The following is a 16,299-nucleotide window of genomic DNA, read 5'->3' as shown; positions in this document are numbered from 1 at the left end:
GCGACAGTGTCCCGCGAACTGTTCGCGGGACACTGTCGCTTTCGCGGGGAGGGGCTGCCGCGCGCTACGCGTCGCCAGCGGTGCCGTCGAGCGCCGCAGCACTGCCACCGATCGAGCCGATGACCGCCTCGAGCGGCGCCCCCGACCCGTCACGCTTCGACAGCCAGTCGGGCAGGGTCCGCGCGGCGCCATCCGCGCCGACCGCGTGCGGGGGAGCGATGCCCGCCCAGCCCACGGTGAGCCCGTCCTCGCCCTTCAGGAACGCGTGCGCCCGGACACCCTGGGTCGCCCGGCCCTTGGCGGGGAACTCGGACAGGGCGGAGACCTTGGCGCGACCGGAGTCCGTTCCGGGCAGTGCCGTGGAGGTCGTGGACACGGTGGCGACCACGGCGTCTTCGGACCGGGCGACGGACCCGAACCAGATCACCGAGGACCCGGACGCCAGCGCCATTCCCGCGACACCGCCGGCCGGCAAGCCCTGGGCACGGACGCCGGACGCGGGGAAGCGCAGGAGCTGGGCGTTCGAGCTGATGAACACCAGGTCGTCGGACTCGGGTGCCTGGGCAGCGCCGACCACCGCGTCGCCGGGCTTCAGGCCGATGGCGACGAACTCGGGCTTGTCGGGCCAGGCTCCGGGGACGACGCGCTTCACGACGCCCTGCGCGGTACCGATGGCGAGGGAGTCCGACGACGCGCCGGACAGGTCGACGAGTGCAACGACCGTCTCGCCCTTGGTGAGCACCAGGAAGTCGGTGACCCGTACGCCGGCGTCGAGCCGGACCGCGGCGGGCGGCACCGCCGGGACGTCGACGGGGGAGAGCCGCAGGACCCGCCCGGTCGAGGTCAGCGCGCCGACCTGGCCCCGGACGGTGCTCACCACGGCGGACCGGACGGCGTCGTGCTTGGAGCGCTTCGGCACGCGGACGATGCTGAGCTCCGACGTCGGGATGTCGACGCGGATGAGCCGTCCGGTGGTCGAGAGCAGCACGCGGCACGGCGAGTCGGCGACCTGGAGCGACTCCGGGTCGACCGCGGCCTTGCGACCGCCCTTGACGGGGGCGTCGGCCTCGGTGAGCAGCGTGCGGCGCGGGGTGGCGAACTTGTCGGAGACCTCGGTGAGCTCGAGCGCGACCTGGGCACGGAGCCGTTCGTCGGACGCCAGGAGTTCCTCGAGGGCAGCGATGTCGGCGAGCAGCTGGTCACGCTCGGTTTCGAGCTCCATGCGCGAGAACTTCGTCAGGCGTCGGAGCCGCAGTTCGAGGATGTACTCGGCCTGCACCTCGGACAGGTCGAACACGTCACGGAGCCGGCTCCGTGCGGCTTCGGAGTCGTCCGAGGTGCGGATGACCTGGATGACCTCGTCGATGTCGAGGATCGCGATGAGCAGGCCCTCGACCAGGTGCAGCCGCTCGCGACGACGCGCGAGTCGGTACTCCGACCGCCGGGTGACGACCGACAGCCGGTGCTGCACGTAGACGTCGAGCAGCTCGCGCAGCCCGAGCGTGCGCGGGGACCCGCCGACGAGCGCGACGTTGTTGATGCCGAAGCCGTCCTCGAGCGGGGTGTGCTTGTACAGCTGCTCGAGCACCGCGGTGGGGTTGAAGCCGCTCTTGATGCCGATCACGAGCCGGAGCCCGTGGTTGCGGTCGGTCAGGTCGTTGACGTCCGAGATGCCGACGAGCTTCTTGGACTGGACGCCGTCCTTGATCTTCTCGATGACGCGCTCGGGGCCGACCAGGTACGGCAGTTCGGTGACGACGAGCCCGACCTTGCGCGGGGTGAGGTTCTCGACGCTCACCTTCGAGCGGGTCCGGAACGTGCCGCGCCCGGTGGCGTAGGCGTCGCGGACCCCGGAGAGCCCGACGATGGTGCCACCGGAGGGCAGGTCCGGCCCCGGGACGAACTCCATCAGCTCTTCGAGGGTCGCCTGCGGGTTCATCAGCAGGTGCTTCGCGGCCTCGACCACCTCGCCCAGGTTGTGCGGCGCCATGTTCGTGGCCATGCCGACCGCGATGCCCGACGCACCGTTGACGAGCAGGTTCGGGAACGCCGCGGGCAGGACGCCGGGCTGCATGATCTGGTTGTCGTAGTTCGGGACGAAGTCGACGACGTCCTCGCCGAGGCCCTCGGTCATCGCCATCGACGGTTCGGCCAGGCGGGCCTCGGTGTACCGGGCGGCAGCGGGACCGTCGTCGAGCGACCCGAAGTTGCCGTGGCCGTCGACCAGCGGCACGCGCATCGTGAACGGCTGCGCCATCCGCACCAGCGCGTCGTAGATCGCGCCGTCGCCGTGCGGGTGCAGCTTGCCCATCACCTCGCCGGTGACGCGGGCACTCTTGACGTGCCCCCGGTCGGGCCGCAGGCCCATCTCGGCCATCTGGTACAGGATGCGCCGCTGGACGGGCTTCAGGCCGTCGCGCGCATCGGGCAGCGCCCGCGAGTAGATGACGGAGTACGCGTACTCGAGGAAGGAGCCCTGCATCTCCTCGGAGACGTCGACGTCCTCGATGCGCTCACCGTCGGGCAGGCCGACTGCGTCCGTGCGTGCCATGGCACCTTTCTGGAAGACTCGTTGGAATGGGAACAAGCGTACCGACGGCCCCCGACGCCGCCGCGAACCTCGCCGACGTCTTCCCGAGTTGCCTCGTGGCGCTCGGGGCTGCGGACGGCGCGTGGTCGCGTGACCACGGCCTGGAGGCCCGGATCGCCCTCCGTCCCGCCCGTTCCGCGATCGTCGTCCTGGTCGACGGCCTCGGGAGCGTCGCGCTGTCGGCTCGCGCCGGACACGCCCGCTGGCTCACGGCCGCCAAGGGGTCCGGCACCGCGAAGAAGCTACGCAGCGGGTTCCCGACCACGACAGCCGCGGCGCTGAGCACCCTGACCACCGGACGGTCGCCCGGCACGCACGGCGTCGTCGGCTACAGCGGCTGGAACCCGGACACCGGCGCCGTGATGAACCTCCTGGGCGGGTGGGACACCGAGGTCCCCGCGGACTGGTTCCTCACCGAGACGCTCTTCACCCGCGCCGCGGAGCTCAGCGTCGACCCCGTCGTCATTGGCCCCGATCGGTACCGGGCGTCGGGCATGACCGCGAACGTCCTCGGCGGCGCGCGGTACGTGTCGGCGGACACGATCCCGGAGCGCATCGACGCTGCCCTGGCCGAGACCGCCACCGGTCGGTCGCTCGTGTACCTGTACGTGCCGGAGCTCGACTCGATCGGCCACAAGTCCGGGTGGCAGTCCGACCGGTGGACGGCGACGCTCGAGCTGCTCGACGGCGAGCTCGCCCGCCTCGACGCCCGCGGTGCGTCGGACGTCGGCGTCCTCGTCACCGCGGACCACGGTGTGCTCGACGTGCCCGACCACGCGAACATCGCCATCGACCCGCTCCTGTTGACGGACGTCGTCGGGGTGGCGGGCGATCCGCGGTGCCGCCAGCTCACGGTGGCGCCGGGCACCGACGTGCGCGGGCTGGTCGGGGCGTTCCGGGCGCGCTACGGCAAGAAGGCGTACGTCGCGAGCCGCGACGAGGCGATCGCCGCCGGGTGGTTCGGTGCGGTCGCGCCACAGGTCGTTCCGCGCATCGGCGACGTGATCGTCGTGGCACGCGGGTCGTGGGCGTTCAACGACGACCGCGCGCTGCGGGACGGCGAGGTACCGAAGCGCATGATCGGTCAGCACGGCGCGATGACCGACGAGGAGACGTTCGTCCCGCTTCGGCTTGCCGGGGCGTTCGCGCAGTAGCAGCCGGCCGCGGGTCAGTCCGAGCTGATCAGGCCGGGTCCTCCGGGCGGGTGCCGAAGACGATCTCGTCCCAGCTCGGCATGGACCGGCGGTTGCGCTTCTTGCGCTCCGCACGGCCCTCGGCTTCGGGCGCCGATGCCGGACGGGCGTCGGCCGACGGCGGGACGGTGTCGCCCTCGGGCTCGTCCTCGAACCCCTGCAGCGGGATGTCGACGACGCTGATCGAGGTGCCGCGGGCCGGCTCGTCACGCTGTTCGCCGAACGAGGCGGCCTCGCGCTCCCCACGGCGGCGGCGGAGCGCCTCGAGCAGGTCGGCGGTCTCGTTGCCGGGTGCGCGCTCCTCGACGGCCGCCTGGCCGATGCGGGGCAGCGGTGCACGGAGCGGTGCGCGGTCGGGGACGTCGGGGTTCGTGACGGCCTCGTCCTCTTCCTCGACGCGGAAGGCGCCGGAGTCGAAGCGGGTGCCGTCGTCGTCCTGCTGCTCGTACTCCACGGCGCGCAGGCGGGGCGCGATGCCCTCGTCGTCGGTGTGCGAGAGCCGGTGCGCGTCGCCGTTGTCGGGCACGAGCGTCGAGGTCTTCGGGTCGAAGCGCCACTGGGCGTCGTGCTCGACCTCGGCCGCGGTGTAGCGGACCCGGACCTGCCAGCCGCTCTCCGGGTGCTTCCACGAGCCCCAGCTGATCGCGGTGGCCTCGCCGGCTTCGAGCTTCGCGGTGATCGCCGCGCCGAACGTGTCGGGGGCCTCGTCGTCGACCGGGGTCACCGGGACGCGGTGCGAGGCGTCGAGGACGAACGCGCGCTCGGCGAGCACCGGGCCCTCGAAGCGTCGGACGTACTCGACGTCGACGTCGAGCGCGGCCGCGACGTCGGCGGCGTCGGCACCACCACGGATGCGGGCCTGGACGTCCTTGGGGGAGACCCGCTTCTGCGGACCGGCGTCCGGGTTGGCCTGACGCACCTGCCCCGGCAGCGAGGACGTGACGGGCAACCGGAACTCGGTACCGCCGTCGGTCGCCAGGAGGAGTGCGCCTGCCTCGACTCCGATGACTCTCACGTCTTGCATGGTCCAGCCTTCCCAGCGTCGCGTACGGTCGTGCGTCGTACCCCGTGAGTATGCAGTGGTCGCGGACGGTTTCCACGGAGGCGCACGGGCGTGCCGCGGAGTCTGCGCATCAGTGGCGACGGGTGTCGGGAATGTCCCGATCCGGTCACGGGTTGCAGCGCCGTGACGACCCGCCGCAGATCTCGGTTTGCACTCTGGCGGGACGTAGTGCAAACTGTCGCCGCCGATCACCCGGCGACGACCTCTCGATACGAGAAATGGATGGGCATGGCCACCGATTACGACGCCCCCCGGAAGACCGATGACAACTCCGATTCGGAGTCGATCGAGGCCCTCAAGGAGCGCGTTCCCGACAAGATGTCGGGGGTCGTCGACGATGATTCGGACAACCCCGGCAGCTTCGAACTCGCCGGGCAGGACCTGAGCGACGTCGACCTCGACGTCGTGGTGCTGCCCCCGCAGGTCGATGAGTTCACCTGCGTCGAGTGCTTCCTCGTGAAGCACCGCTCCCAGCTCGACCACGAGTCGAAGCTCGGGCCGGTCTGCGCGGAATGCGCAGCGCTCTAGACGCACCGATGACCGAAGGCCCCGCATCCTCCAGGATGCGGGGCCTTCGTCGTACGGTGCGGTGCGGACGCGCGCCGGGCCTCCCGTCAGCTGTGCGTGTCAGCGTCGCAGCAACGCGTCCCAGTCGACTGCGCGACGCAGCACCGGGACCAGGCGGTCCGCGAACGCTCTCGTGGTGTGCACCTGGTCGACCCGGACGAGCGTGTCGTCGATCACCGCGGGGCACGACGAGCCGTCGCTGCTGCACGACCACGCGGCCATGTCGACGTACGCCGCGCCCGGCCCGCTCGAGCGGACCGCGGCGGCCTCCGAGGTGCGTTTCGCTCGGGCGTCCGGGGTGACCGAAGCGGCGCACGGTCCGAACCCGTGGATCCGGTCGGGGCACGTGGATGTGTCCGGACCGTACTGGGGTGCGCTGAGCACGAGCACGCGGCGGTGGTCGCGGCGGAACGCGCGGATCGTCTCGGCCATCGACCGTTCCCAGAGCGCGGCTGCACGGCCCGCTGGGAGGTCGCCGAGGTGCTCCCGGTACTCGCCCGTGACGGCGCTGATGACCACGAGTCGGGGGTCAGCCGCTGTGACCGCCCGGTGGAGGGCCCGTTTGGCCGTCAGACAGGCATCGGACCACCGGTGCCGCACCGCGCGTGTCGGGATGACGGCGCTGCAGCTCGCCACGCCTGTCACGCCGATGGCGGTACCCGTCGGTAGCGCTCCGACGACGGTCGGCGACCACGCGACGGTGGTGGAGTCGCCGACCACGAGCACATCGGCCCCGGTCGTCGTGCCGCACGTCCGGAGGGGCTCGCCGACGCCGACGAGGCAGCCGCCGTCCCGCATGGCGGGCGGCAGGGAGGCGCGGGTGGCACCGGCGGCGAGTGCTGTGGCGTCCGGGTGCCCGTCGACGGCCACGGCGGTGCGGAGTGCGCGAGCGTCCGCGAACGGGAGTCGCTCGGGGGCGTTCGTGGGTGGTCGCTCGAGCAGCCGCGCCGCGGAGGCCGGATCCCCGACGGTCATCGTGGTGACCGACAGTGTGACCACGATCGCCGGGACCACCAGTGGGAGCCGTCGGAGCCGTCGGAGGCGCTGTCGGTGTCGTGGCCGGTGCCCGACGGGACGTCGGGTCCGGAGCGGCTCCTCGACGTACCGCGTCGAGAGGGTGGCGAGCACGAGTGTGACCGTCACCGCAGCCGCCGTACCCATCGCCCCGGGGGCGACGACGGCGGCGAACACCAAGAGCGGCCAGTGCCAGAGGTACGCCGAGTAGGAGACCCGACCGAGCGCGACCACGGGCCGGACCATCCACCGCACCGCGGTGAGCCGGAGCTGCAGGTCGCCGGCCACGAGCACCAATGCGGTCCCGACGACGACCGGGACCGTCGGGAACGGCGACACGGGGGCGAGGAGCACCCCGATGATGACGCCACCCGCGCCGACCGATCCGAGCCCGACGGTGACGGCTGTCGGCAGTGCCCGCGGCGTCGGGTGCGCGGTCACGGTCGACCGCGTCGCCACGGTCGGCAGCGTCGCCACGGTCGCTCCGAGGAGGAGCTCCCATGCCCGGGCCCAGGTCTGGAAGTAGGCAGAGTCCGTGACGGGACCGGCGCCGACGGCGACGACGGTCCCGACGGCCGTGAGCGCGGCGACCACAACAGGGACCAAACGAGCGCGCCGACGTCCGCAGACCGCCAGGACGGCGAGCAGGAGCACCGGCCACACGGCGTAGAACTGCTCCTCGACGGCCAGCGACCAGAAGTGCCGGAGCGGCGAGGCCGCGGTCTCGGTGAAGTAGTCGGCATCCTGCCGGACGAGATGCCAGTTCATCGTGCCGACGAGCGCCGCGAGGGCGTCGCCGAGCACGGACACGAACCTGGGCCGGAACCAGAGCGCCGCCGCGACCGACACGGTGACGACGACGACCACGAGCGCGGCGGGGAGGAGACGCCGGATCCGACGGACCGCGAACCCGACGAGGTCGATGCGGCCGGTGCGGACGTGCTCAGCGAGCAGGCTCCGCGTGATCACGAACCCGGAGAGGACGAAGAACACGTCGACTCCGAGCCACCCGCCGGCAGGGGTGCCGAGGGCGTGTTCGGCGATCACCAGGGCGACCGCGACGCCGCGCAGGGCCTCGACATCGATCCGCTTCGTACTGGGTGGTTTCGTACGGGGTGGTTTCGTACGGGGTGGTGGAGAACGATCCATCACCCCAGACTGGCATGTGAGATACCAGGTCAGCGCGTATGTTGCATGGCCTCGACCACCTTGGTGGGCTGCCGGACGCTGACCAGCCAGTAGGGCGTCGGGTCGGCGTCGTCGCGGACCTCGACCTTGACGACCCCGCGCACGTAGCCGCGGAAGAGCGTCCACGCTCGTGCGTCGAGCTTCGGGCCGCGCTGCGTGGTCGCCTCGGCGCCTTCGAACGCCTCAACGCTGCCGACGAGTGCGCGGGGGAGGTGCGCCTTGCCGGCGCGGAACTCGCTGTCCGTGACCTCGATGGTGGGTGCGAGTGCCCACAGGAGCACGAGGACGCCGAGCTCCATGCCGATCGCCACGAGCACACCGGCGAGCACGCTGATGGGCAGGAACACGAGCAGGGTGGCGGGGATGACGAGCGCCGTCGCCAGGTACAGGGCGGGCGGGGCCCAGAGTCGTTCGCGGTACAGGGTCACGGGTCCATTCGACCACGACTCGGGGCAGGTCACGGTCGGGTCACGTCTCTGCACTACCCTCGACACGTGACCGAACCAGTCGACGTCCTCTGGACCGGGGAGAACCGCCCCGGACACGCCCACCCCGGCGACGCCGGTGCCGACCTCGTCTCGACCGAGGCCTTCGTGCTGCAGCCGGGCGAGCGCCACCTGGCCGCGACCGGGCTGCGGATCGCGCTCCCCGAGGGGTACGCCGCGTTCGTGGTCCCGCGCAGCGGGCTCGCCGCCAAGCACGGCATCACCATCGTCAACAGCCCGGGCACGGTCGACTCCGGGTACCGCGGTGAGATCAAGGTCTCGCTGCTCAACACCGACCGGTCCGAGCCGTACGAGGTGCACGTGGGTGACCGGATCGCACAGCTGATCGTCATGCCCGTGCCGCGGGTGACGTACACGCACGTCGAGGAACTCCCCGACAGCGTCCGGGGCCAGGGTGGCTTCGGCTCGTCCGGCTACGGTGACCGGAGCGGTGCCGTGACCGGCGCCGCCGATGATGTTCAGGAAGGAACGCGCGCATGAAGTTCGGTCGACGCAAGCGTGACGAGGGCGAGGCGGCCGAGGTCGAGGTGGCCGAGGCCGTCGCCGACGAGGTCGAGATCGCGGACACGACCCCCGAGGTCGACATCGCGACGGACGCCGACGCGGACCTCGACGAGGTCGACGGGGTCGCCCCGACGGACAAGTCCGCCCCCGAGGACCGTGCCGAGAACGGCCCGCACGACGAGACCGAGGCGAACCTGGTCCGTCCGTACGTCGACCTGGGTGGCGTGAAGGTCCTGCCGCGCGAAGGCCTGCACCTGCGCCTCGAGGTCGAGGAAGGCTCGCAGCGCGTCGTCGCGGTCGGGCTCGACTACGACGACTCGACGCTGCAGGTCCAGCCGTTCGCCGCACCCCGCTCGACGGGGCTGTGGCACGAGATCCGCGCACAGATCGCCGAGCAGATCGAGCGCCAGGGCGGTGTCGTGACCGAGGTCGACGGCCCGTTCGGCCCCGAGCTCCGCGCGTCCGTGCCGGTCGCGGTCGACGGTGACGGCGGCACCGCCGGCGTCCGGCCGGCCCGCTTCGTCGGCGTCGACGGCCCGCGCTGGTTCCTGCGCGGCGTGATCGCCGGCAAGGCCGCTGAGCAGCCCGACGACGCGAGCGAGATCGAGGAGCTGTTCCGCAGCGTCGTCGTCGTGCGCGGCACGACGCCGATGCCGCCGCGCGACCTCATCCCGCTGCACATGCCGAAGTCGACGCAGACCGCGATCTGACGACCTGACCCGCCCTGGAGGCACGGTGCCGGAACACGACGACACCCACCGACCCGAGACGACCGGGTCCGAAGCCCTGCCCGCGTCCGCTGGGACCCCTGACGCTGCGTCGGCTGCGCCGTCGTTCTCCTCGCAGTTCCGCGACGCGGTGCAGAACGCGGGCATCGCCCGCGTCGCTCCTGGCGAGGCGCCCTCCGGGCGTGCGCTGCTCGGAGCCGTCGGCGGGATCCGCGGGCTCGCCGAGTCGGTGCTGCCCGGGTTCGCGTTCCTCGTCGTCTACGCGATCACGAAGGAGCTCGTGCCGAGCGTCGTGATCCCGGTGGTCGTCGGCCTGGTGTTCGTCGTGCTCCGCCTGGTGCAGCGACAGTCGCTGACGATGTCCTTCGCCGGGATCCTCGGCGTCGCGGTGTCGGCCGGCCTCGCCCTCATCACCGGACGCGCCGAGAGCAACTTCATCCCGGGGATCATCATCAACTCGGTGTGGTTGGTCGGGCTCCTGGTGTCGCTGGCCGTCCGCTGGCCGCTCATCGGTCTCGTCGTCGGGTTCCTGCTGCCGGCGAACGAGGACGGCTCGCACGTCGACTGGCGCGCCGACCCGGTCAAGCGCCGTGTGCTGACGGTCGCCACCTGGATCTGGGTCGGGCTCTTCGCCCTCCGCCTGGCCGTCGAGGTGCCGCTCTACCTCACCGCGCAGGTCGAGCTGCTCGCCGGCCTCAAGCTCATCCTCGGCGTCCCGCTCTACGCCGCCGTGCTCTGGGTCACCTGGCTGCTGGTCCGCACCGTGTTCGTGCGGAGGGACGACGCCGCCACGGTGTAGAGTTGTCTCGACATCAAGAGACTTTCCCGTCCGGCGCTCCGGCGTCAGCGGGATTAGGTTTGCCTTGCTGGTGGGACGGACCACGGCCCGCGATGATGAGGGCAAACCGATCAGTAGGGAGGCGGCACGGTGGCTGCAGTCAATAGCTTCGGCTCGAAGGACACACTGTCGGTTGGGGGTGTCGACTACGCGATCCACCGGATCGACACGGTGCCCGGGCACGAGAAGCTCCCGTACAGCCTGAAGGTGCTGCTCGAGAACCTCCTCCGCACCGAGGACGGCAAGAACGTCACCGAGGCGCAGATCCGCGCGCTCGGCTCCTGGCGCCCCGATGCCGACCCGGACACCGAGATCCAGTTCTCGCCGGCGCGCGTCGTCATGCAGGACTTCACGGGCGTGCCGTGCATCGTCGACCTCGCCACCATGCGCGAGGCGATGGCGGACATCGGCGGCGACCCGAACAAGATCAACCCGCTGTCCCCGGCCGAGATGGTCATCGACCACTCGGTCATCGCCGACCTCTTCGGCAGCACGGACGCACTCCAGCGCAACACCGACCTCGAGTACGAGCGGAACGGGGAGCGCTACCAGTTCCTCCGCTGGGGCCAGACCGCGTTCGAGGACTTCAAGGTCGTCCCGCCGGGCACCGGCATCGTGCACCAGGTCAACATCGAGTACCTGGCGAAGGTCACCTACACGCGTGACTTCGACGGCGAGACCTACGCCTACCCGGACACCCTCGTGGGCACCGACTCGCACACCACGATGGTGAACGGGCTCGGCGTGCTCGGCTGGGGCGTCGGCGGCATCGAGGCCGAGGCAGCGATGCTCGGCCAGCCGGTGTCGATGCTCATCCCGAAGGTCGTCGGCTTCAAGCTCTCCGGTGAGATCCCGGCCGGCGTGACCGCGACCGACGTGGTGCTCACCATCACGCAGGAACTCCGCAAGCACGGTGTCGTCGGCAAGTTCGTCGAGTTCTACGGCGAGGGCGTCAGCGCCGTCCCGCTCGCGAACCGCGCCACCATCGGCAACATGTCGCCCGAGTTCGGCTCGACCGCAGCGATCTTCCCGGTCGACGACGTCACGCTCGACTACCTGCGCCTGACCGGTCGCGACGAGGCGCAGATCGCCCTGGTCGAGGCGTACTCCAAGGCCCAGGGCTTGTGGCACGACGCCTCGGTCGAGCCGGCGTACTCCGAGTACATGGAACTCGACCTCTCCACGGTCGTGCCGTCGATCTCGGGGCCGAAGCGTCCGCAGGACCGCATCGAACTGTCCAAGGCGAAGGACCAGTTCGAGGTCGACCTGAACAACTACACGACCCCGAGCGAGCAGACCGACCTCGACGACGCGGTGGAGGAGACCTTCCCGGCCTCCGACCCGATCGCCGCGGGCTCGACCAACGAGGACACCAACCTGCACGAGCACGTCTACGTGTCGAGCGCCCCGTCGACGGCCTCGGCCCCGACGAAGGTCGCGATGGACGGGGCCGACCCGTTCACGATCGACCACGGTGCCGTCGCGATCGCCGCGATCACCTCGTGCACGAACACGTCGAACCCGTCCGTCATGATGGCGGCCGGCATCCTCGCGCGGAACGCCGCCGCCAAGGGCCTCACCTCGAAGCCGTGGGTCAAGACGACGCTCGCCCCCGGTTCCAAGGTCGTCACCGACTACTACGAGAAGGCCGGTCTCACGACCTACCTCGAGCAGCTCGGCTTCTACACGGTCGGCTACGGCTGCACCACCTGCATCGGCAACTCGGGCCCGCTGCCCGAGGAGATCTCGCAGGCCGTGCAGGACAACGACCTGGCCGTCACCGCCGTCCTGTCGGGCAACCGCAACTTCGAGGGGCGCATCAACCCCGACGTCAAGATGAACTACCTGGCGTCCCCGCCCCTGGTCATCGCGTACGCCCTCGCCGGGTCGATGCACTTCGACTTCGACAAGGACGCCCTCGGCAAGGACCAGGACGGCAACGACGTCTACCTGCAGGACATCTGGCCCGACGCGGCCGAGGTGCAGCAGGTCATCGACGAGTCGATCGACACCGAGATGTTCACCCACGAGTACGGCTCCGTGTTCGAGGGCGACGACCGCTGGAAGAACCTGCCGACCCCCACGGGCGACACCTTCGAGTGGGACCAGGAGTCGACCTACGTGCGGAAGCCCCCGTACTTCGAGGGCATGACCATGCAGCCCGACGCGGTGTCCGACATCTCCGGCGCCCGCGTGCTGGCGAAGCTCGGTGACTCGGTCACGACCGACCACATCTCGCCCGCCGGCTCGATCAAGGCGGACAGCCCGGCCGGCAAGTACCTGGCCGAGCACGACGTGGACCGCAAGGACTTCAACTCCTACGGCTCGCGTCGCGGCAACCACGAGGTGATGATCCGCGGCACGTTCGCGAACATCCGCCTGCGCAACCAGCTGCTCGACGGCGTGGAGGGCGGTTACACCCGTGACTTCACGACCGCCGACGGCGAGCAGTCGTTCATCTACGACGCCTCGCAGCACTACCAGGAGCAGGGCATCCCGCTCGTCATCTTCGGTGGCAAGGAGTACGGCTCGGGTTCGTCGCGCGACTGGGCGGCCAAGGGCACGAACCTGCTCGGCGTCCGCGCCGTCATCACCGAGAGCTTCGAGCGGATCCACCGCTCGAACCTCATCGGCATGGGCGTCGTCCCGCTGCAGTTCCCGGCGGGCGAGACGGTCGAGTCCCTCGGGCTCGACGGCACCGAGGTCGTCTCGATCTCGGGCCTGACCGAGCTCAACGAAGGCCGGACCCCGAAGACCGTGCACGTCACCGCGACGCCGAGCGAGCACTCGCCCGCCGGCAAGCAGCCGGTCGAGTTCGACGCGGTCGTCCGCATCGACACCCCGGGTGAGGCCGACTACTACCGCAACGGTGGCATCCTGCAGTACGTGCTCCGGTCGCTCGTCTGAGCGAGCCGAGCACGGGTCGCTGACGCGACCACAGGACGGACTGGAGGCCCGTGGCGAACCCGCCACGGGCCTCCCGCGCGCTCCGCATGATGCGACGCGCCAGCGGCGCGCGGCGCCAGCGCCGACCGAGCCTGCGAGGTCGGTTGAATGGGAGTCCACGAGAATAGAGTGGGCCGACAGCCCCCACGAAAGGAGCGCCCGTGAGCCTGCTCAGCAGCATCACGTCGCCGCGCGACCTGAAGCGTCTCTCCGACGTGCAGATGACCGAACTCGCCGCCGAGATCCGCAGGTTCCTGGTGGCCGAGGTCGCGAAGACCGGTGGGCACCTCGGGCCCAACCTCGGCGTGGTCGAGCTGACGCTCGCGATGCACCGGGTGTTCGACTCCCCGAACGACCCCTTCGTGTTCGACACCGGGCACCAGTCGTACGTGCACAAGCTCGTCACCGGGCGGCAAGACTTCTCGAAGCTCCGCGAGCGGGGCGGCATCGCCGGCTACCCGCAGCGGAGCGAGTCCGAGCACGACATCGTGGAGTCCTCGCACGCGTCGTCGTCCCTGTCCTGGGCCGACGGGATCTCCCGCGCGTTCGGGCAGACCGGACAGACCGACCGCACCGTCGTCGCGGTGGTCGGTGACGGCGCCCTCACCGGTGGGATGACGTGGGAGGCGCTCAACAACATCTCGGACGACAACGACCGCCGCCTGGTCATCGTCGTCAACGACAACGGCCGCTCGTACGCTCCGACGATCGGCGGCATGGCGCGGTTCCTCAGCTCCATGCGCACGCGGCGTGAGTACCGGGCGCTGTACGAGACCTCCCGGGCCGTGGCCGATCGCTTCGGTGCTCCCGGCCGGGCCGTGTACCGCGGGATGCGCGGGGGGCTGCACGGGTTCCTGTCGCGCTTCACGAACAACGAAGCGCTGTACTCGAACCTCGACATCAAGTACATCGGGCCGGTCAACGGACACGACCAGCGTGCGATGGAGGCAGCGCTCCGGCAGGCGAAGGCCTACGGCGCCCCGACGATCGTGCACGCGATCACCGAGAAGGGCCACGGGTTCGAACCCGCCCTGCGCGACCAGGCCGACCAGTTCCACGCCGTCGGGCACATCGACCCGGAGACGGGGGAGTCGCTCGACGCCGCGTCGGGTCCGTCGTGGACCTCGGTGTTCGCGTCGACCCTGGCTTCTGTGGGCGATTCGGACCCCCGTGTCGTCGCGATCACGGCAGCGATGCTCCGACCGACCGGACTGCACCTGTTCCAGGAGCAGCACCCCGACCGCGTGTACGACGTCGGCATCGCCGAGCAGCACGCCGTGACGACCGCCGCCGGTCTCGCCTACGGCGGCCTGCACCCCGTGGTGGCGCTCTACGCGACCTTCCTCAACCGCGCCTTCGACCAGGTGCTGATGGACGTCGCGCTGCACAAGGCCGGCGTGACGTTCGTGCTCGACCGTGCCGGCATCACCGGACCGGACGGACCATCGCACCACGGGATGTGGGACCTCGCGTTGCTGCAGGTCGTGCCCGGCATCCGGATCGCCGCACCGCGTGACGCAGCAACCCTGCGCGAGGAGTTCCGCGAGGCGATCGCCGTCGACGACGCCCCCACCGTCCTCCGGTGGTCGAAGGGCCAGGTCGGGCCCGACATCCCCGCCGTCCGTCGCCTCCACGATGGTGTGGAAGTGCTGCACGCCGCTGCGGACGGCGTCGAGGACGTGCTCTTCGTGGCCGTCGGCTCCATGGTGCCGACGGCGCTCGAGGCCGCGGCGCTGCTCGAGGCGCAGGGCATCGGCGTCACCGTCGTCGACCCGCGCTGGGTGGTCCCGATCCCGGGCTCGCTCATCGAGCTGTCGCGGACGCACCGGCTCGTCATCACGATCGAGGACGGCGTGCGCGTCGGTGGCGTCGGGACCCGACTCCGGCAGGACCTGCGGGCCGCCGGGGTCGACACGGGCGTGAACGAGCTGGGGCTGCCCGACGAGTTCATCGACCACGCGACCCGGTCGCAGATCCTCGCCGACGTCGGACTGACGGCGCAGGCGATCGCCCGCGACGTGATCGACCAGGTCGTCGGGACGAAGTTGCCGCAGGCGAAGCCCGCGCGGTCGCGGGAGTCCGCCGACCGCTAGGCGGGTCGCGGAGGGTCACGCATGCCGACAGGGGCATGTCCCTCGGGGACGTCTGGCAGGATCGCCGCATGCGACGGGGGTTCAGGACGACGGCGGTGGCGATCGGTCTCGCGGTGGTGGCGCTGTCCTCAGGGTGCGCAGCGATGAACGACGGCACGGTCACGCCGGAGCTCGGTGCAGATGCCCGGGTCGGCGCCAGACAGACGATGCACCGTGTGGTCGACTGGGAGGGCACCGCCGCAGTCCACCGGGTTGATGCCACCTGGACGGACTCGTGCGGCCACGCGAGCAACTCCGGGTTCTTCCAGCCCGCTTCGGGCACGACGTGTCGGATCGACGCCGGAGCGGTGTACACGATCGACGGTGCAACCACACCGGTCGACGCGGTGCGCATCGCCGGACCGGCGCTGCGCACGGGCGGCCTGACCGACGAGGACCTCGTGGCACAGGCGATCCAGCCGGACGGCTCGACACCGTACTTGGTCGACATCGGTGGGCGGCAGTCGATCGCACTCGGCAACGACCTCGGGCAGGACCGGTTCGCGGTCGTGCGGGTCCGCGGTTGGGACGGGTCACTCGGACTGTGGCAGTCGGAGGGGTCGTCCGTCGTGCAGTCCGCACCGGGTCTCGGCGTCGACGGACGCGACGACGCGGTCCGGGCGAGCGGGGCGGACTACGTGCTCGTCGTGACGCACAGCGCCGCGTACTTCACGTCGTACGACAACGAGCCGCCCGAGCCGCCGGCACCACGGCCGTCGGTCCCGCCGTGCTTCAGCGGCAGCAACGACTGCGTCGGTGGTTGACGGCGGGCGCTGTCGGAGGCGGCGGACGTCGGGGATGCTGGCGGCGGCGGCCCGCATCAGTGCCGCACAACCGAAGTCACCCCGAACCACGGCGATCTGCGGTTCGGGGTGACTTCGGTTGTGCGGGGGGGGGGGGGGGGGACTCGCGCCGGCTACCGGGAAACCGGGCCGACGATCAGTGGGTCGTGGAAGCTCCCACCGAACACGCGCTCGGACGCACCACTGCGGTCGAGGTAGGGGCTGATCCCACCGGCCTGGAACGGGTA

12 protein-coding genes are annotated in these 16,299 nt (G+C 70.9%); 8 read left to right on the top strand and 4 right to left on the bottom strand.

Features of this window, described 5'->3' with window-relative positions:
* Positions 1-64: 64 nt before the first annotated feature.
* Positions 65-2,551: a DNA topoisomerase (ATP-hydrolyzing) gene (locus EDF48_RS05820; protein WP_131878737.1), complete on the bottom strand. Its 2,487-nt coding sequence runs from the start codon at positions 2,549-2,551 to the stop codon at positions 65-67.
* 26 nt (positions 2,552-2,577) lie between these two features.
* Between EDF48_RS05820 and EDF48_RS05815 the strand changes: the two genes are divergently transcribed.
* On the top strand, positions 2,578-3,744 hold the full coding sequence (locus EDF48_RS05815) for a nucleotide pyrophosphatase/phosphodiesterase family protein (RefSeq protein WP_131878735.1): 1,167 nt from the start codon (positions 2,578-2,580) through the stop codon (positions 3,742-3,744).
* 28 nt (positions 3,745-3,772) lie between these two features.
* Here EDF48_RS05815 and sepH read toward each other — a convergent pair whose 3' ends face one another.
* On the bottom strand, positions 3,773-4,807 hold the full coding sequence (gene sepH, locus EDF48_RS05810; RefSeq protein WP_123292687.1) for a septation protein SepH: 1,035 nt from the start codon (positions 4,805-4,807) through the stop codon (positions 3,773-3,775).
* A gap of 267 nt (positions 4,808-5,074) precedes the next feature.
* Between sepH and EDF48_RS05805 the strand changes: the two genes are divergently transcribed.
* Entirely contained in the window at positions 5,075-5,374 is a 300-nt protein-coding gene (locus tag EDF48_RS05805; protein ID WP_031263038.1) for a DUF4193 domain-containing protein, read from the top strand.
* Between the two features lie 99 nt (positions 5,375-5,473).
* Here EDF48_RS05805 and EDF48_RS05800 read toward each other — a convergent pair whose 3' ends face one another.
* Both EDF48_RS05800 and EDF48_RS05795 read right to left on the bottom strand, forming a co-directional pair.
* Entirely contained in the window at positions 5,474-7,576 is a 2,103-nt protein-coding gene (locus EDF48_RS05800; protein ID WP_131878733.1) for an acyltransferase family protein, read from the bottom strand.
* 29 nt (positions 7,577-7,605) lie between these two features.
* Positions 7,606-8,043 (bottom strand): DUF3093 domain-containing protein, encoded by a 438-nt coding sequence (locus EDF48_RS05795; RefSeq protein WP_123938171.1) that lies wholly within the window; start codon positions 8,041-8,043, stop codon positions 7,606-7,608.
* A gap of 66 nt (positions 8,044-8,109) precedes the next feature.
* On the opposite strand from EDF48_RS05795, the gene dut reads away from it, so the two are divergent.
* The 6 genes from dut (at position 8,110) to EDF48_RS05765 (ending at position 16,033) form a co-directional block, all read left to right on the top strand.
* The gene (gene dut / locus EDF48_RS05790) at positions 8,110-8,601 is read left to right on the top strand and encodes a dUTP diphosphatase (protein WP_111086382.1); all 492 of its coding nucleotides are present in this window, start codon (positions 8,110-8,112) and stop codon (positions 8,599-8,601) included.
* Complete coding sequence (locus tag EDF48_RS05785) at positions 8,598-9,335, top strand: DUF3710 domain-containing protein (RefSeq protein ID WP_243698048.1); 738 nt, start codon at positions 8,598-8,600, stop codon at positions 9,333-9,335. The genes dut and EDF48_RS05785 overlap by 4 nt, the downstream gene beginning before the upstream one ends.
* 25 nt (positions 9,336-9,360) lie before the next feature.
* The gene (locus EDF48_RS05780; RefSeq protein WP_131878731.1) at positions 9,361-10,152 is read left to right on the top strand and encodes a DUF3159 domain-containing protein; all 792 of its coding nucleotides are present in this window, start codon (positions 9,361-9,363) and stop codon (positions 10,150-10,152) included.
* A 129-nt stretch (positions 10,153-10,281) separates the two neighbouring features.
* On the top strand, positions 10,282-13,098 hold the full coding sequence (acnA, locus tag EDF48_RS05775) for an aconitate hydratase AcnA (RefSeq protein ID WP_123292691.1): 2,817 nt from the start codon (positions 10,282-10,284) through the stop codon (positions 13,096-13,098).
* Positions 13,099-13,298: 200 nt separating this feature from the next.
* A complete protein-coding gene (gene dxs, locus EDF48_RS05770; protein ID WP_123938169.1) occupies positions 13,299-15,230 on the top strand; it encodes a 1-deoxy-D-xylulose-5-phosphate synthase in 1,932 nt (643 codons plus the stop codon).
* A 68-nt stretch (positions 15,231-15,298) separates the two neighbouring features.
* Complete coding sequence (locus EDF48_RS05765) at positions 15,299-16,033, top strand: hypothetical protein (protein ID WP_123938168.1); 735 nt, start codon at positions 15,299-15,301, stop codon at positions 16,031-16,033.
* Positions 16,034-16,299 lie beyond the last annotated feature (266 nt).

The organism is Curtobacterium sp. PhB191 (assembly GCF_004346515.1).
Classification (GTDB): domain Bacteria; phylum Actinomycetota; class Actinomycetes; order Actinomycetales; family Microbacteriaceae; genus Curtobacterium.
The sequence above is the reverse complement of the archived record's forward strand: the minus strand, read 5'-3'. Positions and strand labels throughout refer to the sequence as shown.

Bases quoted from the DNA above. Each gene is read 5' to 3' on its own strand.
- EDF48_RS05820 (WP_131878737.1), bottom strand. From the start codon at position 2,551: ATGGCACGCACGGACGCAGTCGGCCTGCCCGACGGTGAGCGCATCGAG.
- EDF48_RS05815 (WP_131878735.1), top strand. From the start codon at position 2,578: ATGGGAACAAGCGTACCGACGGCCCCCGACGCCGCCGCGAACCTCGCC.
- sepH (WP_123292687.1), bottom strand. From the start codon at position 4,807: ATGCAAGACGTGAGAGTCATCGGAGTCGAGGCAGGCGCACTCCTCCTG.
- EDF48_RS05805 (WP_031263038.1), top strand. From the start codon at position 5,075: ATGGCCACCGATTACGACGCCCCCCGGAAGACCGATGACAACTCCGAT.
- EDF48_RS05800 (WP_131878733.1), bottom strand. From the start codon at position 7,576: ATGGATCGTTCTCCACCACCCCGTACGAAACCACCCCGTACGAAACCA.
- EDF48_RS05785 (WP_243698048.1), top strand. From the start codon at position 8,598: ATGAAGTTCGGTCGACGCAAGCGTGACGAGGGCGAGGCGGCCGAGGTC.
- EDF48_RS05765 (WP_123938168.1), top strand. From the start codon at position 15,299: ATGCGACGGGGGTTCAGGACGACGGCGGTGGCGATCGGTCTCGCGGTG.